The sequence below is a fragment of the Thermogemmatispora sp. genome, assembly GCF_019683635.1.
Taxonomy (GTDB): domain Bacteria; phylum Chloroflexota; class Ktedonobacteria; order Ktedonobacterales; family Ktedonobacteraceae; genus Thermogemmatispora.
This window is the reverse complement of sequence record NZ_JADGIA010000044.1, coordinates 1-23,087: the sequence shown is the minus strand read 5'-3', so window position 1 is coordinate 23,087 and position 23,087 is coordinate 1. Positions and strand designations below refer to the sequence as shown.

Below are 23,087 nucleotides of genomic sequence, written 5' to 3'. Positions count from 1 at the left end.
GAGCAACAGAGGACAGGGGAGACGGACAGCAATGGGAAGGCTCAACGCTCATGGGGAGAGTGAGCGGAAAGGGGCGAGAGCCTGCAAGACATCCTCGACCGAGAAGGGCTTTGGCATCAGGCCATCGGCCTGCAGGGGAGCGGTGCCAGCCAGGCGGTCCATCGCCGACATCAGAATAATGCGGTGGCGGCGGCGCAGCTCCGGCTGAGCGGCCAGTCTGCGGCAGAGCGTGCTGCCATCCATCACTGGCATCATCAGGTCCAGAAAGACTACGTAGTGCTCCTCGCCCAGCAGCACCTGCAGCGCCTCCTCGCCGTTGCGGGCTGTCCGCAGGCGGTAGCCCTCAAATTCAAGAATATCGATCATCATCTCACGGATGAGCGGATCATCATCGACAATCAGCACGTTAAGCTGGCTCGTCATGGTCGCTGGCCGACTCTTCCTCCTGTTCGCGGACTTCGGGGGGTGGACTGGTGCGTGGCAGATAGAAGCTGAAGATCGATCCCTCGCCGGGCACGCTGCGCTCCAGCCAGAGCTTGCCTCCCATTGCCTCGATAAAGCGGCGGCAGATATAGAGGCCCAGGCCGGAACCACGTACGGGCGTTGTCAACGTCCGTGAGGCGCGGACGAACTTCTCAAAGATCTTGTGCTGTTCCTCGGGAAGGATGCCCTCGCCCTGGTCGCAGACGCTCACCACGGCCACCGGCAGGTCGGCCCCCTTCTCGATCAGGGCCTCGTGATCGACCTGTTCCTCGGGGAGCGGCACCTCGCCCAGCGTCATCTCGCGCACGCGGATCTCGATCTGGCTATCCGGCGGCGAATATTTGGCGGCGTTATCGAGCAGGTTCGTCAGGACCTGGCGCAGCAATTGCGGATCGCAGTAGAGCCAGATGTCCTCGGGCACGTTGACCTGGATCTCCTGCTCGATATTGATGTTCAGAATGCTGACCGCCATCTGTACAGCGGTGCGCAGCTCGACAGGACTGGGGTGCAGCTCCAGCTTGCGCCCCAGGGCATCCATATTGGCAGCCTCGGTCATATTGGCTACCAGTGCACTGAGCTGCTGGGCAGAGGCTGCAATCTTGCTGGCAAAGCGTAGAATCTGCTGCGGCGTGGCGCGTGCACTCTGACGCTTGAGCAAGGAGGCATAGCCGCTAATGGCGCTCAGCGGCGTGCGCAGCTCATGGGAGGCGGTCACGATAAACTCATCCTTGAGCGTGTTCATGCGCTGCAGCTCGGCATTGGCCTCCTGAATCTGCTCGAAGAGCTGAGCATTGCGGATGGCGCTGGCGGCCTGGCTACAGAGGGCCAGCAGCATGCCGATCTCTTCGGGCTGAAAGACGCGGTCCTGGTGCGGTGTGTGGAGGGAGAGCAGGCCCATCAGTTCGGTCTGGTACTGGACCGGAATCATGATCATGCGCTGAATCTGGGTCTCGCGCAGGAAGATGGCCCCGCCCTCGCTGGCCGTTTGCGCCAGCTCTTCGGCCAGAGTGCCATCGAGATAGAAGAAAGCCCCTTCGCTCACCATGCGCTCCAGGAGGGACCCCTTGAAGGGCAGGCGAATCATCTCGATCAGCTCGCGCTCCTTCTCGCTATCGGCGTGCATGAAGGAGAGCGCTTCATTGCTGGCCCCTTTGTTGCTACGGGCGTAGATAGCCTGAGCAATCAACTCTTGCCCATCGGGCGATAGCTGGAAGAAGACGCCGATCTCTGCCTCAACAAGATTGGCGACGGCCCGCACGAAGTTGTCGAGCATCTCACGCACATTGAGCACGAGGCTGATGGACTGCAAGGCGCTGTTCATGGCGGCCAGCGACTCCTCGCGCTGCCGGGCTTTGCGCAGCAGACGCCGGGAGCGCTCGTAGAGCCGGGCGTTCTCGATTCCGACGGTGATGATCTGGACCATCGTCTCCAGCACCTGGATGTCCTCGTGTCGGTAGGCGTTGGGCCGTTGGCTGGCCAGGCTGACTGAGCCGATGACGCGGTTGAACATTTTCATCGGCAGCAGGAGAAACGACTCGGCCTGGCGCTGGTCGCCCCAGACGCCTTGCAGCAGCTCGTCGTATTCATGCTGGCGCAGATGGGCCGGGCTAAGCAGCAGCGTGCGCTTCTCTTCCTGGGTGACGCGCCACCACTGCCGCCGAGTGCGCGGTTCAACTGACTCGGTCGGCAGACCCTCGACAGGCCGGCCATCGCATACAGCATAGACGTCATAGATCATGCGCGTATCGCGGTCGTAGAGGGTGACTAGCATGGCTGAGACGTCGACGATGCGCCGTGTGAACTGATAGACCTGCTCCAGCAGGTAGGCGAGGTTGACGGTCGACGGAAAAATGGCGCTGAGCTGCTGCAGAGATTGCAGGTGCTCGCTGGTGCGACGCTGGATCTGGCGCAGACGGTGGTTTTCTAGATAAAGGGCCATGCGCTCGGTGAAGGTGTGGACCTCCTGGCGCTGTTTGAGATCAAAGCCGGGCGAGGGCACCAGCTTGTAAAGAACCACAACCCCCAGGACCTGCGGCTGAGGCGCCGCGCGCTGGCCGCTCTCTTCCTGAGCAAGTGGCGGCTCCTGAATGGGGGCGGCAAAATACCAGTAGGGCCTGATGTCAAGGTTTAACGGCGCCTTGTGCTGTCCGTGAAAGGCATAAACGTAACTTTCATGCTCCATGATACAGGAGCGATTCTCACGCCAGGTATAGCCGATCAGATCCTGGCCTGGTGCGTAGCGACTGCCGACCGGGAAGAGGCTCCCTGGCAGCGGCGGTACATCCTCCAGCTCCTCCTGAAGCCCGGGTGTCCGCTTCAGACGTCCTACCGCTGAGGAAGAAGGATCTTGCAGATTGATAGTCGTTCGCCTGCCGACGCGATGAACGCTCTCCGCGCCGCTCGGGCCTGTGCTCAGACTCAGGCTGGGCTGACCCCCTGCGCCTCCGTTGCGCAGACGCACGTGGAGCCTGATGACCATCTGCCCTAGCAGGGTATCGTACAGTGCTAGACATGCTCCCTGTGCAGCGAAATGCCCCATCATCTGCTGCACCAGCTGCTTCAGGGTTGCTAGCGGATAAGCCTCATTGCGCTCTGGCTCCGGCTCCCCCCAGATTGCTGTCGGCATCGGTCTGTTCTCCTGTTTCCACTGCAGAAGCTGCAGGCGGCAGGAGCGTGCAGGCTGATGAGACTGCCTGCTTGCTCTCCGCCGCTGATAGCGTCTGCTGTGCTCGCGCTCTTCCTGTCGCGAGGACAGGATATCACAAGCTGTGTCTGTTGTCATCAGGCTGGTGCCTGTGGTAGGGGCCAAACTGCCGGGCCAGATGAGCGGTGCCGTGCTGGACCGTGACCGGTGATCAGCCCAAATCTCTCCCTCCTTTGATGCGCGCTAGATGGTGCTCGCGACTGCCGCCTGCTGGCGCAGGCTCCAGGCGGCCAACACCAAGAGCAGCAGCGTCGTTCCGGCGATGACTGCCAGATCGGTCAACATCGTCGCGGCTGGCGTCTGACCGGTCAAGGCGTTGTAGATGCCCTCGGCCAGGTAGTAGACCGGAATGGCCTTGATGATAGTCATGAAAGACTGGTTCTGAACAAACTGCCCTAGTGGACCGACGAAAAGCGCCGGCACGATGAAAAAGAAGATGAGGATACCCCCAACCGCTCCCGAGGCCGAGACGGTGTTAAAGAGGCAGCCGATCAGAAGGCCGATGGCGTTGGTCAGGCAGGCCCCGATGAGCAGGAAGAGCAGCAGCCAGGGCAGGTTGCCGGTTAACCCCTGCATGATAAGGAAGACCAGAGCCAGCAGCAGCACCTGGTAAACCAGGCTGACCAGCAGTTTGCCGGCGATGATGTCGCCGAAAGAGACCGGCGAGGCCAGCAGCATCCGCAGAGTCTTCTTTTCTTTCTCTTCGATGATCAGGCCCGGTACGATACCGGTGGCATTCATGATGGTCATGACGAGCACGTACATGACGAAGAAGGCTTTACTGTTTTCGCTGAAGGTGCTCGGCTGAGGCGGATTAATCGTGCTGGTGACCACGGCCAGTGGCGGCTCGGGGGTGACGACCTGGCGCCCGTAGTCGGTCAGGGCCTGAGCCAGCAGAGCGCGCTGGGTGGTCCCAACGCTATCGCCGTTGATGAAGAGCTGTAGCTGCGGATGGCGGCCCGCGCGCAGGTCGCTCTCGAAGGTGGGGGGAACGATCAGACCGAGAGCGTAGGATGACTGCTTGTGGACTCCATCAGGACCGAAAGCCGCTTCGACCTCGGCGGCACTAGCCGCGTGCGTGATGGTGGGCGTCGAGAAGGCGGCACTGACGATATGCTCGACCGGCGATTGGCCAGGGTTGTAGATGAGCAGGCGCGTCGGTGTTCCGCCGATGAGGCTATTGATGAGGCTGAAGAGCACGGCCATGAAGATGGGTAGGAGCAGCCCGACGAGCGTCGCCTTGTTCTGGACGATATCGATGAGATCCTTGCGGGCAATGGCCAGAATGCTGCGCAGGTGCATAGTGATAACCCTCCCTGAAGCAAATTTTGGGCGTTTCTCTTGTCTTCTGCCAGGCTGGCTGGACTCTGACGAAAGCGACGACAGCTAGGATAGCGGCACGCCGGCGACGTGGAAGAAGACCTCTTCCAGGCTGGCCTCCTGCGTGTGGAGAGCGCGGACCCGTCCCTCGCTGAGCCAGCGCGCCAGCCGCTGCTGATCGTCAACGTCATCTAGCTTGAGTGTGATGTCGCACAGGTGCTGGCTGTGGTCTTGCTGCTCTTCCAGCGTGACCTGCAGCAGACGTTTACCGTGCTGCAACTTCAGTTGCCGCGGGGCGTCGTTGGCGACCAGGCGCCCGTTGACAATGAAGGCGACGCGCTGACAGAGCTGGTCGGCCTCTTCCATGAGGTGGGTGGTCAGCAGGATCGTTGTGCCTGCTTCGCTCAGCTGCCGGATGACCTGGCGCACGGTATGCGCCGAGATGGGGTCGAGACCACGGCCCGGCTCGTCAAGGAAGAGGACGGATGGCTTATGCAACAGGGCACGCGCAATGAGCAGGCGCTGCTTGAGACCCTGGGAAAACTTCCCCACTGGCTCGCGCGCGCGGTCGCGCAGGTCGACTAAGGTGAGTACTTCGTCAATGCGCTTCTCTGGCAAGCCGTAGAGCCAGCAGGAGAAGCGCAGATTGGCGCGCGCCGAGAGCCGTTCGTACAGGTTTTGCTCCTCAAAGACGACCCCGATACGCTGCCTCAGACGCAGGCGATCTCGGGCCACGTCGCAGCCGGCTACGCGCGCCCAGCCGCTATCAGGGATAATCTGCCCACTGAGGAGGCGGATGGTAGTGGTCTTGCCGGCGCCGTTGGGGCCGAGTAGACCAAAGATTTCGCCGCGCCTGACGCTGAAGCTCAGGTCAGCGACGGCCTGACGTTGGCCGAAGGTGCGCCGCAGCTGATGGGCTTCGATCATCAGCTCCGGCCCAAACTGGTGCTCCACGCTAGGATCTCCTTTCTTCTCTTCACTCTTATGGCTGGATTGTTAACTGTCTGTCTGATTGCTTATCTGCCGGGACCTTTCCCGCCCGGCGGATGGCTCTGAGCTGACTGTACCATCTGCTACCAGGCAGCGCTACAAAAAAAGGCCGGCTGGCGTCATAGGGGTCTTAAGAGGCTGTTCTGCGGGGGTGAATGGTCGCTGACTGAGGCTGAGTGGAGCACAGGCTGGCATGAATGGCGCAGCTCTGGCGGACAACAGGGGTCTACCGGAGGCCTGGATCTGCTCTTTCTGCCCGGGCCGGCTCTCCTGTATAATAATCTGCGGGAATCCTCATCGCTCGATCCAGACTCGACTGCCGCATCGTGAGAGGAAGGAGCGTTATGCTGTTAGAAATCTGTCGGCTGGAGAAGACGCTTGAGGGGCGAACCGTGCTTTCCATTCCCCATCTGCAGATAGGCGCGGGGGAAATCGTGGCCCTGGTTGGTCCTTCGGGCTGTGGCAAGACCCTTTTGCTGCGCATGCTGAGCGGCCAGCTTAAGCCCAGTGGAGGGAGCATCATCCTGGACGGGCGCGATCTCTCGCGTGACCGCCAGGCGCGGACTCGTGTCGCCTTGCTCTTTGCGGAGGACCTGCTCTATGAGCGCTTGAACCCGCGGCAGTTTCTGGCCTTCTTCTGCACGCTCCACGCTCTTCCCTCTCGACGCATTGATGAGGCCTTGACGGCGGTCGGCCTGGGCGATCAGGTACGGCAACCGATCAGCAAGCTCTCGCTCTCGGCCAGGCGTCGTCTTTCTTTCGCTCATCTGCAGCTGCTGCAGCCGGCCCTGGCACTGCTCGACGAGCCGGTGGAGCGCGTCGATTGGGATACTGCCCAGCTCTTCGCTCATCTCATCCAGAATCTGGCCGCTCAGGGGAGCGCTGTGCTGATCGGTGTCAGAGATCTCGCCTGGGCGGGCAAGTTCTGCTCGCGCGTCATTGAGCTGGAGGCCGGGCACATCAGCGGCGACTATAGCTATGCGGCGCGCTCCGGTGGGAGCGAAAGCAAGGAAGGGGAGGAGGGGACGGCGACGCCGACGCGCTATGTCCCCTACAAGGTCACAGCGCGCCGTGAGGATCGCATCATGCTCTACGATCCCGCTGAGGTCCTCTATGCCACCAGCCGCGATGGTCGCACCATTCTGCGCACCATCTCCGGCGAGGAAGCCTCCACTAATCTCACACTGCAGGAGCTGGAGCAGCGCCTCAACGGGCGTGGCTTCTTCAAAGCCCATCGCGCCTACCTGGTCAACCTACAGCATATCAAGGCCGTCATCCAATTCACGCGCAACAGCTACACGCTCCAGCTCGACGATCCCCAGGAAACGATGATTCCCTTGAGCAAGCAGTCAGAAAAAGAGCTGCAGAATCTGCTCGACTACTGACGGCGACGCGGTTCCCGGCGTCGGGCGAGCTGGTCAGTGCCTGGGACCAGCCATCTAGAGGGAAGAAGGCGATTCGACGCTGTCGGCAAAATCTGTTATAGTGGAAGCGTCAATCGGGCAGGCACACCAAGCCAAGCCTCGAACCTTGCCAAGGAGTCAATGATGACAGCAGAGCAAGCCGCAGCAGCTCCTCTCAAACGCACATCACTCTATGAGCAGCATCGGGCCCTTGGGGCGCGCATGGTCGAATTTGGAGGCTGGGAGATGCCGCTGCAGTACAGCAGCATCCTCGAAGAACACCGGGCCGTGCGCACGCGGGCTGGCCTCTTCGACGTCAGCCACATGGGCGAATTCCAGGTTGAAGGTCCAGAGGCGCTGCCGTTTCTTCAGTATTTGGTCCCGAATGATGTCGGGCGGCTCGCCATCAACCAGGCGCTCTATACGACGCTCTGCCTGCCCACGGGGGGCGTCATCGACGACCTGCTCGTCTACCGTCTGGAGGCCGAGCGCTACATGGTTGTCGTCAACGCGGCCAACATTGCCAAAGACCTGGCCTGGTTCCAGGAGCAGGCCCGGCGCTTCAGCGGTCTCCAGATCACAGATCGTTCACAAGCAACAGCCCTGCTGGCCCTGCAGGGACCGGAGGCCCAGGCCATTCTCCAGCCCCTGGCATCAGTTGACCTGGCGACGATTCGCTACTATCGCTGCCTGCCGGGCAGTGTGGCGGGGCTGGCCTGCCTGATCTCGCGCACCGGCTACACAGGCGAGGACGGTTTTGAACTCTATTGCGAGGCGGAGCAGGCCCCCATGCTCTGGGAGCGCTTGCTCGCGGCGGGGAAAGAGCGTGGTCTGGTGCCCGCCGGGTTGGGTGCGCGCGATACCCTTCGTCTGGAGGCCGGCTATTGTCTCTACGGCCATGAGCTGACAGAGCAGACCAATCCTCTGGAAGCCGGCCTGGCCTGGACGGTAAAATTTGAAAAAGGTGACTTCATTGGCCGTGAGGCCCTGCTGCGGGTCCGCGAGCAGGGGCCGGCGCGCAAGCTCATGGGTCTGGAGATGGTGGAGCGCCGGGTGCCCCGTGGCGGCTATACTATCTATGACAGCGACACTGGCGGCGAAAGCGGGAGCAGTGGAGCTAACGAGCGGGCCATCGGCGTGGTCACCAGCGGCGCCCCCAGTCCAACGCTCAACAAGAGCATCGGCATGGGCTATGTCGAGGCAGCTCGCGCGATCCCCGAGCACCTCGTGCAGGTCGAGATTGGCGATCGGCGCCTGGCCGCGCGCCTCGTGACTCTGCCTTTTTACAAGCGCCGCAAGTAAGGAGCTGGTCGCGCAGGCGACACAATCGTCAGGGACCAGACAAACAAGTAGAAGGCCCTGGCCTGCGCTGCGAGCTGACCAGGAGTGAAACGCTGATCAGAGCAGAAGGAGACAGAGGATATGGCGAGCCTGAACCATCCGGCTGACCTCAAGTACAGCAAAACCGATGAGTGGGTCCGCGTCCAGGGCGACCAGGCGACCATCGGCATCACGGACTACGCCCAGGACCAACTCGGCGACGTTGTCTATGTCGAGATCCCTCTGACACCCGGTCAACAGATAGGCCGCGATCAGAAGTTCGGCGACATCGAATCCGTGAAGGCTACCTCAGAGCTGGTAGCGCCGGTCAGTGGTGAGGTCCTGCAGATCAATGAGCTGTTGAAAGATCACCCTGAGCTGGTCAATGAGCAGCCTTACGGGGATGGCTGGATGCTGGTGGTAAAGCTGAGCAACCCTGCAGAATTGAATGATCTTATGACCGCTGAGCAGTACATTGCCTATCTCGAAGGGCGCTGACTGCCTGCCCGCCTGCCAGACTGCCTGACTAACTGAAACTTGCTTGCTCGCTGTGGCCCGCTCCGCCTATGCCGCTATTCTGCAGCTTCTCACTCGCCTACCTGCCACTCGACAGCCCTGTCTGCTGGACCAGCCACTGGGAGAGGCGAAGAGAGGGCGCGCAGCTGCAGCGTCGCCCGCGCTGGCGGGCCACCTTTGTCACAACTGGTCAGATGTCTGGATGTCCTGAGCCTTAGCCTGAAGCGGAGCAGCCGATGGAAGGCCGCTTCAGCGGGCCAGTGAGCGTCGAGTCTGACCGACCCTGATTCCCAGTTCGCCGTTCGGGAGATGAAGTTACGATGGGATACATACCGAACACGCCCCAGGAGCAGCAGGCCATGCTTGAGCGCCTGGGCTTACAATCGCTGGAGGACTTATTAGAGCCGGTGCCCGAGGAGGTGCGCCTGCGCCGTCCCCTCAATCTGCCGCCGGCCCTGGCCGAGCCAGACCTCAAGCGGCTGATGATGGGCATGGCGGCCAGGAACAAGAGCCTTGATCGGGTGATCTCCTTTCTGGGTGCCGGCACCTACGAGCATACCATTCCCAGCGTTGTACCGCATCTACAGCGGCGCTCCGAGTTTGTGACCTCCTACACGCCCTATCAGCCGGAAGTCAGCCAGGGGATGCTGCAGGCCATCTACGAGTTTCAGACAATGGTCTGCCAGCTCACCGGTCTCGACATTGCCAATGCCTCCCTCTACGATGGAGCCACCGCTCTCGTCGAGGCCGTTTTCATGGCCCTTGGCCCGGGTGGTCAGGGAGAAGTTGTCGTCTCTGCCGGCGTTGATCCTCAGTATCGGCGCGTTCTGCGCACCTACGCCCGCGCGCGCGGCTTCAGCGTGCGTGAGGTAGCCACGGAAAACGGTGTCACCTCGCTGGCCGCTTTGGAGGCCGCCGTTGGGCCGGAGACCGTGGCCGTAGCCATCCAGCAGCCGAATTTCTTTGGCTGTATTGAGGATGTCAAAGCTATCGAGCCGCTGGTGCATCGCCATAGCCGCACCGTCTTTATCAGTGTCACCAGCGAGCCAGCCTCGTTCGGTCTGCTGGCCTCGCCGGCGGAGTACAAGGCCGATATCGCTGTTGGCGAGCTGATGAGTTTCGGCAATCCGATGAGCTTCGGCGGGCCGGCCCTTGGCTTCCTGGCCGCGCGCGAGCGCTTCCTGCGCCTGATGCCCGGGCGCTTGGTCGGGCAGACCGTCGAGGAGGGTGGGGCCAAGCAGACCGGCTATGTACTGACGCTGCAGGCACGCGAGCAGCATATTCGTCGTGAGCGCGCGACCTCTAATATCTGTACCAATCAGTCGCTCCTGGCTGTTGGCGCCACCATCTACATGGCGGCCCTGGGCAAGGAGGGCCTGCGCGAGCTGGCAGCTCTCTGCCTGCACAAGGCCCACTACGCTCAGCACCAGATCACTGCCCTATCCGGCTTCGAACCTGCCTTCAGCAGTCCCTTCTTTGATGAATTCGTGATCCGTCTCCCGATCTCGGCCAGTCGCTTACAGGAGCACCTGTTGCAGTACGACATCATCGGTGGCTATGACCTGGGCCGCGATTATCCCGATCTGGCCGACCATATGCTCTTCTGCGTTACTGAGATGCGCACTCGCGATGATATCGACCGCCTGGTGGCGGCCCTCAAGGAGGTGGCGGCATGAGCGTAGAGCCGCTGATTTTTGAACAAGGCGCCCCCGGACGACGCGCTGCGACGCTGCCAGCGCTCGACGTCCCTGCTGAGCCGCTGGAGAGTCTGGTACCGCCCCATCTACTGCGCCAGGAGCCGGCTCCGCTGCCGGAGGTGAGCGAGATCGAGATTGTGCGCCACTATACCCATCTGTCGCAGCGCAACTTTGGCGTCGATACCGGCTTTTATCCGCTCGGCTCCTGCACGATGAAGTACAATCCCAAGCTGAACGAGGATATGGCCGCCCTGCCCGGCTTCGCCTTGCTCCATCCTTTGCAACCCGAGGGCACCGTGCAGGGGGCGATCCAGTTACAGTACGAGTTAGAGCAGTATCTGGCCGAGATCGCCGGCATGGCCCGCGTGACGCTGCAGCCCTCGGCGGGCGCACATGGTGAGCTGACTGGCCTGATGCTGATCAAAGCCTACCATGAGCATCGCGGTGAGGGCCATCGCAATCTGGTGCTGATTCCCGACAATGCCCACGGCACCAATCCCGCCAGCGCTACCCTGGCTGGCTACCGCGCCGTCGAGATCAAGACCGATCCGGCGACCGGTGGCCTCGATATGGATCGTCTGCGCTCGCTGCTTGATAGCCAGGGGCAGCAGGTGGCGGCCATCATGTTGACTAATCCCAATACGTTGGGCATCTTTGACCGCAACGCTGTCGAGATCGCGCGTCTGGTGCATGAGGCGGGCGGGCAGCTCTATTACGATGGGGCCAATGCCAATGCAGTGCTGGGTATCACGCGCCCGGGCGATATGGGCTTCGATGTCGTGCATTTCAATTTACACAAGACCTGTAGCACTCCCCACGGAGGTGGTGGGCCGGGCGCAGGACCCATCGGGGTCAAAGAGCACCTTGTCCCCTTCTTGCCTGGTCCGTTGCCGGCCCAAGACGAGCAAGGCAACTATTACTGGGCTGATCCGGGGCCGCTCTCAATTGGCAAAGTGCGCGCCAACACAGGCAACTTCGGGGTCCTCGTGCGAGCCTACGCCTATATCCGCACCTATGGGCCTGATGGCCTGCTGCGCGTGGCCCAGAGCGCCATTCTCAATGCCAATTATCTGCGTCACGAGCTGGCGTCTGACTACGAAATCGCCTTTCCCCAGGTGCGGCTCTGCCAGCACGAGTTTGTCGCCACGGCTCAGCGCCAAAAGCAGGAGAGCGGCGTTACGGCCAACGACATCGCCAAGCGCCTGCTCGACTTTGGCATGTACGCCCCCACAGTCTACTTCCCGCTCATTGTCCACGAAGCGATGATGATCGAGCCGACCGAGACCGAGACGCGCGAGACGCTGGACTACTTCATCAAGGTCATGCGTCAGATTGCTCACGAGGCGCGCACCAATCCCGAGATTGTCAAAACGGCGCCGCATACCACGCCAGTGGGGCGGCTCGACCAGGCGCTGGCGGCGCGCCGTCCAAACCTGCGCTGGAAGCCAGGACAGGAAGCAACCCACGGACTCGGGCAGCCGTAAGCTCCCAGCGTCAGGAGCGAGCGGAGCAGTCGCGCGGATAGAGTGGTCAGCCTCTCCTGCTTACTCTGCTGGCTAGCTCTTTCTGCGCGACTTCCTGTGTCCCCTGTCTCTGGAAGCCTGGAGGAAGGCGTGTGAGGAGGGAGAGGTTGGAGCGTGGCAGCAGGTCCGCGCGTGGTACAATAAAGGAAAACGTGGCCGCCCATTGCCTGGGGCAAGCAGAGGGCAAGCAGAATGCATTGCGCAGCATGAAAGGGAAGCATGCTCTATCGATCCATTCGCGAGCTGGCGGATGACATCCGCTCTGGAATGACTACCCCTGGAGAACTCGTCAGCGAGGCGCTGGAGCGCATCGAAGCTCTTGACGGTGAGCTACAAGCGTTTGTCACCGTGATGCGCGATGCGGCCCTCCAGGCAGCCGAAGAGGCCGAGCACGAGCAGCGGCGTGGCTTCTTCCGCGGCCCCTTGCATGGTATCCCCATTGCTGTCAAGGATCTTATTGCCGTGCGGGGAGAGCGCCTGACCGCCGGTTCGCGAGTCCTGGCTGACTATGTGGCGCCCGAAGATGCGAGTGTTGTGGAGCATCTGCGACGGCACGGAGCGATCATCATCGGCAAGACCAACACCCACGAATTCGGCCTTGGCGTCTTTACGCCACCGACGCGCAATCCCTGGAAGCGCGACCACGTCCCCGGCGGTTCAAGCGGCGGCTCGGCGGTGGCGGTTGCTGCCGGCATGTGCGTCGGAGCCATTGGCACGGATACCGGCGGCTCAATTCGCATTCCGGCTGCCTGCTGTGGCGTCACTGGTCTCAAACCGACCTATGGTCGCGTCAGTTGTCATGGAGTCATACCGCTCTCGCGTTCGCTGGATCACGTTGGGCCGCTGGCGCGCAGCGCCGAAGACTGTGCCTTCATCTTCGATGCCATTGCCGGCTACGACCCGCGCGACCCCGAAAGTGTCTCTGGCCCTCCCTCGCGCTCTTCTGCGCTACTCATTGAGGGACCCGAGGGACGGGGGCCGCTCTCGCTGCAGGGTTTACGGCTTGGTCTTCCACCCGAGGACTTCGTCGCGCCACTGGACCCAGAGGTGCGTGCGGCCTGGCGGGCTGCTGTCCTCATCTTTCAGGAGGCTGGGGCCCACATCAGCGAGGTGTCGCTCAGCCGGCCCTCACTGGCGACCTTTCGCACTATCCAGCTGCCCGAGGCTGCCTTTGCCCATCGTGAGCGTGGCTGGCTCAGCGAGCGCGCGGCCCTCTATGGTCCCCTCACTCTGCGTCGTCTGCAGGAGGGGGAACGGATCAGTGCCGTCGACTATCTCCGTGCCCAGCAGGAGCGGCGCGTCTTCTCCACACAGCTGCGCTCGGTGCTGCAGCGGGTTGATGCGCTCGTGTTACCCGCCCAACCCATGCCGGCCATTCCCATTGCCCAGATTGATCAAGAGATTACCATCGAGGGCCAGCGCGAGGATGCCACCACTGCCTCGCTACGCCTCACGCTGCCTTTCAACCTGGCTGGTCTTCCCGCCGTGGCTTTCCCCTGTGGTTTTAGCCAGGCCGGCCTCCCGCTTAGCCTCCAGGCAGTGGGCAATGCTTTCGACGAGGCGACCGTCTTGAGAATTGCTCATGCCTACCAGCAGCTGACCGATTGGCATCGGCGAGACATTCCCTGACCAGCAGACAGGGAGGAAGGAAAGGAAAGGAGGGCCTTATGGAAGCTGGTCCGGTGCGTGACTCTGATCCTGATCCGGCCCACCAGAGCGAACCAGGCCAGCCCCGGGACCAGCTGGAGACACTGCAGCAGGCCCTTGTTGAGCACCTGAAAGGGCGTGGCTTCCTGCGCTCGGCTCGCATCGAGGCGGCCTTTCGTGCTGTACCCCGGCATCTCTTCCTGCCAGGGGTTCCACCCGAGGAGGTCTATCGTGACCAGGTCATCCCTCTCAAAGTCGTCGACGGGGTCTGTGTCAGCTCCTCTTCGCAACCGGCCATTATGGCCATCATGCTGGAGCAGCTTGGCCTGGAGCCAGGTCAGCACGTGCTGGAGATAGGCGCTGCCAGCGGCTACAACGCCGCCCTCATGGCCCATATCGTAGGTGAGAGCGGCAGCGTGGTAACCATCGATATCGATGAGGACCTCGTGGAAGGGGCGCGTGCCCATCTGGAAGCCGCCGGCTATCCACAGGTGCGTGTCATCTGTGGGGACGGCGCCCAGGGCTATCCGCCCGCCGCCCCTTATGACCGCATCATTCTCACAGTGGCTGCGGGCGATATTGCCTCGCCCTGGTACGAACAACTCAAGCCTAACGGGCGCCTGCTGCTCCCGCTGGTCCTCCGTGATACTCAGTTTTCGGTCGCTCTAGAGCGGCGAGACGACCATCTTGAGAGCGTCTCAGTGCGTTACTGTGCCTTCATGATGCTGCGTGGCCCCTTCACAGAGGCTGGGGGTATCTTCGCCCTCGGGCCAGGACCCGAGGCCGGCCCTGCGCTCCAGCTGCGCCTGAATAATTACCAGCCGGTGGATGTGCTCGCCCTCTATCGCGCCCTAACCGGTCCCTGGTACGATCTGCCTAGCGGCGTGCTTGCCAGCCTGCATGAAATCCATTACGGCTTTAACACCTGGCTCTCCCAGCACGAGCCGGCGGCCTGTAGTCTCGTGGCTCAGCGCGAGCATCCGGCACTGGCCGAGCTACCCTGGCTCTTCAAAATCGCTGGCCTGGAGATACGCACCACCATTGGAGTCGTGGCCGACAATCAGATTGCCTTGCTCGCGTTACCTCCGGGCTGGAAGCAGCCAGCCAGTGGCAATGGTCAAAGTGGCCAGACCGTCTGTGAAATCATGGTGCGCTGCTTCGGTGGGGCCGAAAACCTGGCTCGCCGCCTGCTTTCTCTTCTTCGAGCCTGGGATACGGCAGGCCGCCCCGCTGGCTGGTTCCTTTTCCCTAGCGATGAGCACCTGCGCCTGCGGGTCTACCCGCTGCACGTTCCCTGCCCCGAGGAGCCGGCCCCCGAGCGCCTCATCTTTACCCGGCGCTGGTCTCGTCTGGTGATTGAGCGCCTGTCTTCATAGTCTCAAACTTCCTTTGCAGCTTGAGCATCTTACGCTGCCAGGCCAGCGTGTCCCGGCTGGCGGCCAGAAGTTCCCACGGGCTGGTCTGCCAGTCATCGATAACCTTCGCCGGCGCCCAGGATGGCAAAGGCATCTCCAGGCGCCGTGCCAGACTCTGGACATACTGCTCGTAGAGCTGTCGTAGCTCGGCCAGGCGCTGTTCGCGCTCTGGTGAGACCGCCAGCCCCAGCTCCTCCAGCGCTGCCAGCAGGCGAGCGCGCTCCTCGCCGGCCAGGCGGCCCTCGCCAGTGGGCCGCGGCTTCACATCGAAGACCTGAGCCAGGTCGACTGCAGCGTGGCGTGCGATGGCGAAGGTGAACCAGGCCGTCTGCGCTGGCAGGTCATCCAGATAAACAATGATCAGCGCGCAGGCGTCGAGCAGCGTGGTCAAGGCAGCCAGCCATGACTGGCGTTCGTGCTGTGAGCGATAATAGATGAGGACAGGATAAGAGAGATGGCTCTCCAACAGCTCGGCAGCCCAACGCTCCCACTCGCGTAACAAGCGCACCAGCTCTGGAAACTGCTCTCCCTGGCTGTGGCGGCGTAGCAGCTCCAGGGCACTGGGAGGCGAGCCGGCGTGTGCATCAAGCTGGGCTATGCTGGCCTCGCGTCGCGAAAAAGCCTGATAGATGACCGGCAGATAGCTAAGTACCAGAGCCAGGAAGCCGAAGCCCGTCCCGGCTTCGATAACCGTCATCAAGCGCGGCAAACCCGCCGCCGGAGCAATGTCGCCAAGCCCGAGCGTGAAGAAGGTCGTCCCACTAAAATAGAAAAGGGTACTCAGCGAGACCTGCTGCTCGGGCGCATGCACCGTCATGCCCAGACTCCATTGCAGCAGGGCGAAGCCACTGATTAAGCCTACAGCCCAGATCACCAGGAGGAATAAGAGCGAAAGCGGTCCATACAGGCTTAAGTAATATTCGCGCCGCGCTCCATTGTGGATGAGATGGGCGGGCCGACGCCACAGCCACCAGCTCATCCGAAAAATCAGACGCGCCAGCCGAAAACGACGAGAGATGCGACGAGGAAGAACCACAGTCTCGAAGGCGTCCTGTAAGATGAAGAGTACAAGCGCAACGCTGGCGAGACCAACTATCCAGGGCATAACTACCACTCCTCTTCTGAGCATGGGCCATGTCAACGACAGCTTGCTCTCAGGCAAACTCAGGCCAACCGGCCAGTCAATAAGCAATGCTGTTTCAGGCTAGCCCATGCAAGTGGGGAACGTCAATGTCTCCTGCCACTGGGGTCTCGCCGGCCAGCGGGCAGAGCGCGGGCGAAAAAGCGAACCGCCTGCCCGTCTGCCAGGTGAGCGCCGATCAACCTTCATCCAGGGTGGCTCACCGTCGAGAGCGCAGTCCATTGACAAAGTGCCCGTCTCTCCTGTAATCTGTCTGGAGAGATAAAAAGGGCCTCTCTTCTCTGGCCTGTGCTTCGGAACGGGGGAGCCAAAGAGCAGCAATGGCTGTCTCTTCTGTGCTCATCGACCATGATTGCAGCGCAGGCCGGAAATCAGCGAGCTTTGCTGTCTCATCCCGCCTTGGGGGCATCGTATCATAGCCCGGGGATGCCGGGAAGGCAGCCAATACTATGACGGAAGATGAGGACGCTGAACGCTTGAGGGTGCTGAAGGAAAGAAAGCCAGCAAGTACAAGATGGAACTGCTGACCGGTATAGTGCTTAGCGGAGCACACGGCATCTATGAGGTCTATACCGATCAGGGCAAGCTGCGTTGCACACTCCGCGGCAAGCTGAAGAAGGCGTTCGCCGAGGCGGCCCGGGGACGCACTGCGCGCGGCAAGGCCACCGGACCCCTGGCGCGTCAGCAGCGCGCGGAAGCGGAGGTGGCGACGTTGCCTTCGCGCCTGAGTGTTGGCGATCGCGTCAAGGTGCGGCGGCTTGATGCGGAGACTGGCCTGATTGAGGAGGTGCTGCCACGCCAGAGCGAGCTAGCGCGGCGCGATGTCGGTTCGCGCGAGAGCAACCCGCGGGCGCAGACGCTGCTTGCTAATCTCGACCAGGTGGTGATTGTTTTTGCCACCACGCAACCGGAACCTCATTTTGGTATGCTCGACCGCTACCTGGCCATCTGCGAACATGCCGAGTTGCACCCGATCATCTGTATCAATAAGGTCGATCTGCCGCACGACAAAAGCGTCGAAGAGGCCGCCGCTCTGTATCAGCAGCTCGGCTATACGGTCCTGTGGACCAGTTGCGAGACTGGCCAGGGCATCGAGCAACTGCGCGAGCTGCTCAAAGGGCATATCACCCTCTTCACCGGTCCTTCTGGCGTAGGTAAGTCTTCGCTGGTCAATGCGCTGGAGCCGGGCATGGCCGTGCGCACCGGCATGGTTAGCTCCTCCACCGGCAAGGGGCGTCATACTACAACCAGCTCGCAGCTCTATCCGCTCTCCAGCGGTGGTTGGCTGGCCGACTCCGCCGGTATTCGGGCCCTTGCCGCCTGGAACATCCCTAAAGAGGAGCTGGCGAGCTGCTTCGTCGAATTCCGCCCCTACCTGGGTGAATGCTTCTATTCCGACTGTCTCCACGTTGATGAAGAAAACTGTGCCATCCGCCAGGCGGTGAAGGATGGTCTGATCAACGAACAGCGCTATCAGAGCTACGTCCGCATGCTGAAAGAAGAAGAGCGCTAAGGCGTGCTCTCAGCGCCTGACGAGAGGCGCAGCCGATGCGTGAGGGCCAGATGCTATGCCCGAGGAACGCAAACTTGTTACCGTGCTCTTCGCCGATGTTTCCGGTTCTACTGCTCTGGGTGATGAGCTTGATCCTGAAGACTTGCGGTCCCTGCTGGGCCGCTACTATGAGCATGCCCGGCAAGTGATCGCGGCCCATGACGGTACGCTGGAGAAGTTCGTCGGCGATGCGGTAATGGCCGTCTTCGGGCTGCCGCGCGCTCATGGGGACGATGCCGAGCGCGCCCTGGCGGCGGCTCTGGCCCTGCGTCAGGCCGTGGAAGACGATCCTCTGCTCCCCCCCACTTTCCGCTTGCGCCTCGGTGTCAACAGCGGCGAGGTCGTTGCCACAGGTGACACCAGCCGGGGCGATTTCTTAGTGACGGGTGACGCGGTCAACGTTGCTGCGCGCCTGCAGCAGGGCGCTGTACCCGGCGAGATCCTGGTGAGTGAGCGCACCATGCAGGCGACCAGATCTTCCTTCCTCTTCGCCCCGGCGCGCGAGCTGACCGTCAAAGGCAAGCCGCAACCCTTGCGCGTCTATCCTCTGGAGGCACCGCGCCCGCGGCGCCTTCGGGAGCTGCCACCTTTTGTGGGCCGGCAGCGCGATCTAGAGCAGCTCCAGCTCTTGCTCGATCGCGCCTGTGAAGAACAACGACCGTACTATCTCTCGCTCATCGGCCCGGCGGGCAGCGGCAAGACGCGCCTGCTGGAAGCTTTCCTGGAGTCGCTCGCCTCCCGTTCCGGGCTGCGTGTCGTGCGCGCCTCTTGTCCGCCCTATGGCCAGCGCTCCGCCGTTCAGCCTCTGCGCGAACTGCTCAGTGGCCTCATCGCCTGTCAGATGGCCTGTCAGACGGAGCCTGTGCCGGAGATCGATCGGGAAAGCCTCCAACAGCTCTTTCGTGAGAGTGGCTATGGCCAGGAAGAGGCGGTCCGCCTGGCCGGGCTGATCCTGCAGTCGCTCGGCCTCGCTCCGGGCAGCAGCCTCCCCCCTGAGAGTATCTCCGGCGCCTGGCGTCAGCTGCTGGAATGCTCGGCCCGCCGCTCTCCTCTCCTGATCATCTTTGATGATCTGCAACATGCTCCAGACAGCCTGCTTGACCTCGTCGAAGCTCTGCTCAGCATACGGGCCTCTGTTCCTCTATTGCTTGTGCTGCTGGGCCGGCCCGAACTGCTGGAGCGCCGTCGTAGCTGGGGGGCAGGCCGTCAAAACTTTCTCAGCCTGAGCCTGCCGCCTCTTACAGCTGGACAACTGCATCAGTTACTAGAGGGAAGAGCGGGAGCCTTGCCCAGTGCAGTACGCGAGGCCATTGTTCAACGAGCTGATGGCAATCCTTTCTTCGCCCTGGAACTGGCGCGTGGTCTGCTGGAGCTGCAGCAACAGGGCCGAAGCCTAACGGAGAGCGCGCTGCCTGATACCGTTCACGCCAGCCTGCTGGCTCGCCTCGACCTGCTGCCGGCGCCGGCGCGCCGTCTATTGCAGATCGCCTCTATAGCCGGACAGAGCGCTCCCCGGGCGCTACTGCAAGCTATCTTCCTCCAGAAGCAAGGTCGGGCCGGCGAGACTGGCGACACGGAAGAGGCTGCCGAACGCTTTGCTGCGGCTCTGGATGATCTGCTGCTGCACGAGCTACTGGTTGCTGAACCCGACGGAACCCTGGCCCTCGCCCAGAACCTGGTGCGCGACGTCGCCTACGGGACGCTGGCCCGCGGCGAGCGCATCCGCCTGCACGCTCAGGCGGCGGCCTGGCTAGAGCAGACCGCTCTGCTGTCGGAACAGATCACCTGCGAACTGAAAGCCTATCACTATCGCGAGGCCCTCAACCTGGCCCGCCGGGGTGCCGTGCGGCAAGAGCTGCCATTTCCACTGGCAACAGCGCAGAGAGCTTTTGAGCAGGCGGGCCTTCTCGCAGCCCAAACCGGGGCCTTTGCCGAGGCCAGAGACTGGCTGGAGCTGGCTATCGAGCTGGCCTCACCGGCAGAGCAGGTGCGCCTCTACGAACTGCTCGGAGACAGCCTCTATTGGGGGAGTATGCGGCGCGCGGCCTACGAGCAGGCCCTGGAGCATTGGCGCTCCCTGGAGCCGCGTGATCCCCTCATCGGCGCTCGTTTGCTGCGTAAGATCATCATTGGCGGTACACGCTTCGCTCTGTTGCATCGACTCTCACCAGACGAGGTCGCCCGCCTGGGGCGGGAGGCCCTGGCTCTCGCTCAGCAGGCCAAGACCGAAGACGAGATCTGGCGTCTGCGCGTCGCCATTTGTTTCGGTCTCATAGAGGTAAACAATTCTCTAGCTACGTTCGAGACACAGGCCGATCTGGAGGAGCTGGTTATCTCGTTCACGAATGTCTCAACAAAAGCGACCCACAGCTTGTCACAGACTCGTGAACTACTGGAAGCCATGTGCAGCGTGTTGAACGAGGCCAGCGACTATTTTGAGCAGCGGGGTGATTACCTTGCCCTCAGCGAGGCTCTCGACGCTCTGGGGCTGCTTAACTGGTATCTCGATAGGAAAGAAATAATGCTCGGCGTCGCCCAGCGCCGTTTAAGTCTACCCGCCCTGCCACAGGAGGAGTACATAGATGCCATCAATGTCGCCGCTTATAGCAATCTCGTGCTTGGCAACCACCAGCAGACACTGGCCCTCGGCAAAGCAGCCTGTGCTCGCGGCGATCTTCCCCTGCCCCTCCTCAGTAGAACCCTCTCCGCCCTCGCCATCGCCTCCTTCCTCTCTGGATGCTGGGAAGAGATTGAGCCCCTCGCGCCAATGCTGGATGCCATTCGCGAACAGATTGCCCCCGACCAGGAGCGAACCAGCCATCTGGCCGATGCCTATTTTTGCCTCTTCCTCGTCGCCCAGGCTCGTGAGGAGCCGGCCCGGTGTGCCCACCTGGCTATCCTCCTGCGCTCCTTACTTCCCGCAGCCATGCCCGTAGAAAAGGAGCGCGGCTTTCAAGAAGCCTTGCTACAGGATGATCCGCAACTCATGCCAGTGGAAGGCTTGCGACGCGATCATCTCCACCTGCTCTATTGCCTGCGCTTCTACAACGAACACGGCTTAAGCACCCCGCAACCGCTGCTGAGCTGTGCCAGCCAACTGCAGAGCGAAAGCAGCAGCGCCTTGCTGGCGCCCTACCTCGCCATCGCCCAGGCCCTGGCCACCAACGACCTGCCAGCTCTCGCCCGGGCCATCGACGCAGCCGAAACAGCGGGGCATCCCCCGCACGCCGCCCGCATGCGCCTCGTCCTCGCTGAACGCAGCGGCGATCGTCGGCAGCTGGAGCGGGCCCGCCCCACCCTGGAGCGCCTGAGAGACCGGCGCGCCCTGCGGCATCTGGCCGAGATCGAGGCCCTCCTCAACAACGCGCCGTCCGCACAGAGTGCCAGCCAAGCGGACTAGCGGGTGAAGTGCTCACGCCCCGCGCAGACAGGCTATCAGACCGGTCAGCAGCTCCTCATCCTGTTCCTCCAGGACCGTCCGCGGATCAAGCAAGAGCGCATCGCGCAGGATGCGCCCCACGATCGGCACCGGGCGAGCGCGCAAGCGGCGCGCCAGCTCCTCCAGCGAGCAAGGCACCTCTCCCTCCACCAGAGCCAGCAGGGCCGTGGGCAGCGTCTCCCCCGGCAGCGATCCTCCGCCGACCGTTGACTCCCCAGAGCGCACGCTTGCCGCCAAGCCCTGCTCCTGCAAGATTCGCGCCCAACGCTGCGCGCGCTCCTGCAAGCGCACAAGGGGGAGGGCAATCATCCGCCAGATGGGAATCGCCTCCTCGGCCTCGCCGCGCTGGTAGTGGCGCAGCGTTGCCTCCAGGGCGGCCAGAGTCAACTTATCCACTCGCAGCGCCCGCATCAGTGGATGCCGTGCAATGCGCTCCAGCAGCGCTGCGCGTCCCAGAATAATCCCCGCCTGCGGTCCACCAAGTAACTTATCGCCCGAAAAGCAGACCACATCAACACCCGCTGCCAGACTCTCCTGTGGCATTGGTTCATGCGCCAGCCCATAGCGCTCGCTTGGAAGCAAGCAGCCGCTGCCCAGATCCTCCATGACCAGCAGTCCATGATCGTGAGCCAGCCTGACCAGATCGCCGATTGGCGTAGACTCCACGAAGCCCGTCAGGCGGAAATTGCTCGGATGGACCGCCAACAGCAGGGCGGTGCGCTCTGAGATCGCCGCTGCATAATCGCTCAGGCGGGTGCGGTTGGTCGTACCCACCTCTACCAGCAGGCAGCCGCTCTGACGCATCACATCCGGCACGCGGAAGCCGCCACCGATCTCCACCAACTGCCCGCGGGAGATAACCACCTCGCGGCCCGCCGCCAGCGTTGACAAGGTCAACAAGACCGCGGCGGCGTTATTGTTCACCACCAGCGCCGCCTCAGCGCCGGTCAACTCACGCAGCAAAGCCGCGGCATGCACAGAGCGAGAGCCGCGCTCGCCGGCCTCCAGATCGTACTCCAGATTGGCGTAGCCGTGGGCCACGGTCTGCATTGCCTGCAGGGCGGCAGCGCTCAAAGGAGCACGACCCAGGTTAGTATTAATAATCACGCCGGTGGCATTAATAACCGGGCGAAGCGAGGGCTGGAGCGTCGCCGAGAGCCAGCGGCGGGCTGCTGAAAGCAGCTCGGAGGGTGAAGGGCAGGGAGCGCCCTGGCGGACTGCGGCGCGGGCCTCCGCCACCACCTGGCGCAGAGCGCGCGTCGCCAGAGGGCGCCCGAACTCAGCGCTCAGCTGCAGCCCCTCGGGTGACTGCAACAGAGCGCTAATCGAAGGAAGAAGACGCAACATTGCAGCATCCTCAACAGAGAAGAAGACAGTGCACAGCAATCCAGTGCCGCGACTAACCTAACCGGGGCGAAGCCTTGCAGGGACGAGACAGAGGCACTCAGGCTGAAGGCTGAGCGCAACCTGCTTTGCTCACACCCTTCCACGCTTACTCACGCGCACACAGGTAGTTGCGTCCTCGACATCAATGCAGAGAATAATACATCGTGATGCCCAGGCTATTGGCGATCTTCCCCATAATCGCGTAGAGATCGGCATCGTGGAGGCGGCAGATCGCGTATTGATCCGCGAGCAGCGTGCGCAGGACGGGATAGAGTAGCTCCGTTTTCACCAGGCTATCGGTATCCAGAAGAGGATAATCGCGTTTCAAGAGCAGATGGTGATAGGGACGGAGCTTACCCCGATAGGACGTTAGCGCGACCACATTGACAGCGCCGGCGTGGCGACAGAACGGCTCAGCGGAGACCACCAGCGCCGGGTGCCAATCCAGGATACGCTTCTCCTCGATGCCGGGGGGAAGGGCGGGATAGCCAAAATTCACCCAGTATACCATGCCGAACTGCACAGGCGTATGATACGTCAATGCTTCAGGC

16 protein-coding genes are annotated in these 23,087 nt (G+C 62.2%); 9 read left to right on the top strand and 7 right to left on the bottom strand.

Translation table 11 applies throughout. The features are described 5' to 3' along the window. Window positions 1–48: 48 nt before the first annotated feature. The 4 genes from IRZ31_RS07285 to IRZ31_RS07270 form a co-directional block, all read right to left on the bottom strand. Complete coding sequence (locus IRZ31_RS07285; protein ID WP_297151706.1) at window positions 49–423, bottom strand: response regulator; 375 nt, start codon at window positions 421–423, stop codon at window positions 49–51. Further along, window positions 407–3,109: an ATP-binding protein gene (locus IRZ31_RS07280; protein ID WP_297151703.1), complete on the bottom strand. Its 2,703-nt coding sequence runs from the start codon at window positions 3,107–3,109 to the stop codon at window positions 407–409. The genes IRZ31_RS07285 and IRZ31_RS07280 overlap by 17 nt, the downstream gene beginning before the upstream one ends. Before the next feature lie 261 nt (window positions 3,110–3,370). Next, on the bottom strand, window positions 3,371–4,489 hold the full coding sequence (locus IRZ31_RS07275; protein WP_297151700.1) for an ABC transporter permease: 1,119 nt from the start codon (window positions 4,487–4,489) through the stop codon (window positions 3,371–3,373). Between the two features lie 84 nt (window positions 4,490–4,573). After that, on the bottom strand, window positions 4,574–5,461 hold the full coding sequence (locus tag IRZ31_RS07270) for an ABC transporter ATP-binding protein (RefSeq protein ID WP_297151698.1): 888 nt from the start codon (window positions 5,459–5,461) through the stop codon (window positions 4,574–4,576). 380 nt (window positions 5,462–5,841) lie between these two features. Here IRZ31_RS07270 and IRZ31_RS07265 point away from each other — a divergent pair, with 380 nt between their 5' ends. The 7 genes from IRZ31_RS07265 (at window position 5,842) to fxlM (ending at window position 14,979) form a co-directional block, all read left to right on the top strand. Beyond that, complete coding sequence (locus IRZ31_RS07265) at window positions 5,842–6,882, top strand: ATP-binding cassette domain-containing protein (RefSeq protein ID WP_297151695.1); 1,041 nt, start codon at window positions 5,842–5,844, stop codon at window positions 6,880–6,882. Window positions 6,883–7,044: 162 nt separating this feature from the next. Then, entirely contained in the window at window positions 7,045–8,202 is a 1,158-nt protein-coding gene (gcvT, locus tag IRZ31_RS07260) for a glycine cleavage system aminomethyltransferase GcvT (RefSeq protein WP_297151692.1), read from the top strand. Window positions 8,203–8,331: 129 nt separating this feature from the next. After that, window positions 8,332–8,718, top strand: a complete 387-nt coding sequence (gcvH, locus tag IRZ31_RS07255; RefSeq protein ID WP_363325649.1) for a glycine cleavage system protein GcvH — start codon at window positions 8,332–8,334, stop codon at window positions 8,716–8,718. A gap of 338 nt (window positions 8,719–9,056) precedes the next feature. Then, entirely contained in the window at window positions 9,057–10,412 is a 1,356-nt protein-coding gene (gene gcvPA, locus IRZ31_RS07250) for an aminomethyl-transferring glycine dehydrogenase subunit GcvPA (protein WP_297151686.1), read from the top strand. After that, window positions 10,409–11,917, top strand: coding sequence for an aminomethyl-transferring glycine dehydrogenase subunit GcvPB (gene gcvPB / locus IRZ31_RS07245; RefSeq protein ID WP_297151684.1), 1,509 nt, complete (start codon window positions 10,409–10,411; stop codon window positions 11,915–11,917). Before gcvPA ends, gcvPB begins: the two co-directional genes overlap by 4 nt. Before the next feature lie 258 nt (window positions 11,918–12,175). Further along, a complete protein-coding gene (locus tag IRZ31_RS07240) occupies window positions 12,176–13,585 on the top strand; it encodes an amidase (protein WP_297151681.1) in 1,410 nt (469 codons plus the stop codon). 38 nt (window positions 13,586–13,623) lie between these two features. Next, window positions 13,624–14,979: a methyltransferase, FxLD system gene (gene fxlM / locus IRZ31_RS07235; RefSeq protein WP_297151679.1), complete on the top strand. Its 1,356-nt coding sequence runs from the start codon at window positions 13,624–13,626 to the stop codon at window positions 14,977–14,979. Here the strand turns inward: fxlM and IRZ31_RS07230 are convergent. Beyond that, window positions 14,933–16,123, bottom strand: a complete 1,191-nt coding sequence (locus IRZ31_RS07230) for a potassium channel family protein (protein ID WP_297151676.1) — start codon at window positions 16,121–16,123, stop codon at window positions 14,933–14,935. The two genes, fxlM and IRZ31_RS07230, sit on opposite strands and share 47 nt — an antisense overlap. Before the next feature lie 550 nt (window positions 16,124–16,673). Here IRZ31_RS07230 and rsgA point away from each other — a divergent pair. Together rsgA and IRZ31_RS07220 are read left to right on the top strand one after the other, a co-directional pair. Next, window positions 16,674–17,672, top strand: coding sequence for a ribosome small subunit-dependent GTPase A (rsgA, locus tag IRZ31_RS07225; RefSeq protein WP_297151673.1), 999 nt, complete (start codon window positions 16,674–16,676; stop codon window positions 17,670–17,672). Between the two features lie 55 nt (window positions 17,673–17,727). After that, window positions 17,728–21,111 carry an adenylate/guanylate cyclase domain-containing protein gene (locus IRZ31_RS07220; RefSeq protein WP_297151671.1) on the top strand — a complete coding sequence of 1,128 codons (3,384 nt, stop codon included), beginning with the start codon at window positions 17,728–17,730 and terminating at the stop codon, window positions 21,109–21,111. 12 nt (window positions 21,112–21,123) lie between these two features. Here IRZ31_RS07220 and selA read toward each other — a convergent pair whose 3' ends face one another. After that, a complete protein-coding gene (gene selA, locus IRZ31_RS07215; RefSeq protein WP_297151668.1) occupies window positions 21,124–22,497 on the bottom strand; it encodes an L-seryl-tRNA(Sec) selenium transferase in 1,374 nt (457 codons plus the stop codon). Window positions 22,498–22,678: 181 nt separating this feature from the next. Continuing rightward, window positions 22,679–23,087 (bottom strand): type II toxin-antitoxin system PemK/MazF family toxin (locus tag IRZ31_RS07210; RefSeq protein ID WP_297151665.1); only part of this gene is annotated, 409 nt, incomplete at its 5' end.

What these genes read in the sequence shown, in the direction of transcription:
- IRZ31_RS07280 (WP_297151703.1), bottom strand. Translation starts at nt 3,109, where the DNA reads ATGCCGACAGCAATCTGGGGGGAGCCGGAGCCAGAGCGCAATGAGGCT.
- IRZ31_RS07240 (WP_297151681.1), top strand. Translation starts at nt 12,176, where the DNA reads ATGCTCTATCGATCCATTCGCGAGCTGGCGGATGACATCCGCTCTGGA.
- gcvT (WP_297151692.1), top strand. Translation starts at nt 7,045, where the DNA reads ATGACAGCAGAGCAAGCCGCAGCAGCTCCTCTCAAACGCACATCACTC.
- selA (WP_297151668.1), bottom strand. Translation starts at nt 22,497, where the DNA reads ATGTTGCGTCTTCTTCCTTCGATTAGCGCTCTGTTGCAGTCACCCGAG.
- IRZ31_RS07230 (WP_297151676.1), bottom strand. Translation starts at nt 16,123, where the DNA reads ATGCCCTGGATAGTTGGTCTCGCCAGCGTTGCGCTTGTACTCTTCATC.
- fxlM (WP_297151679.1), top strand. Translation starts at nt 13,624, where the DNA reads ATGGAAGCTGGTCCGGTGCGTGACTCTGATCCTGATCCGGCCCACCAG.
- IRZ31_RS07285 (WP_297151706.1), bottom strand. Translation starts at nt 423, where the DNA reads ATGACGAGCCAGCTTAACGTGCTGATTGTCGATGATGATCCGCTCATC.
- gcvPA (WP_297151686.1), top strand. Translation starts at nt 9,057, where the DNA reads ATGGGATACATACCGAACACGCCCCAGGAGCAGCAGGCCATGCTTGAG.
- IRZ31_RS07275 (WP_297151700.1), bottom strand. Translation starts at nt 4,489, where the DNA reads ATGCACCTGCGCAGCATTCTGGCCATTGCCCGCAAGGATCTCATCGAT.
- IRZ31_RS07265 (WP_297151695.1), top strand. Translation starts at nt 5,842, where the DNA reads ATGCTGTTAGAAATCTGTCGGCTGGAGAAGACGCTTGAGGGGCGAACC.
- gcvPB (WP_297151684.1), top strand. Translation starts at nt 10,409, where the DNA reads ATGAGCGTAGAGCCGCTGATTTTTGAACAAGGCGCCCCCGGACGACGC.
- IRZ31_RS07220 (WP_297151671.1), top strand. Translation starts at nt 17,728, where the DNA reads ATGCCCGAGGAACGCAAACTTGTTACCGTGCTCTTCGCCGATGTTTCC.
- rsgA (WP_297151673.1), top strand. Translation starts at nt 16,674, where the DNA reads ATGGAACTGCTGACCGGTATAGTGCTTAGCGGAGCACACGGCATCTAT.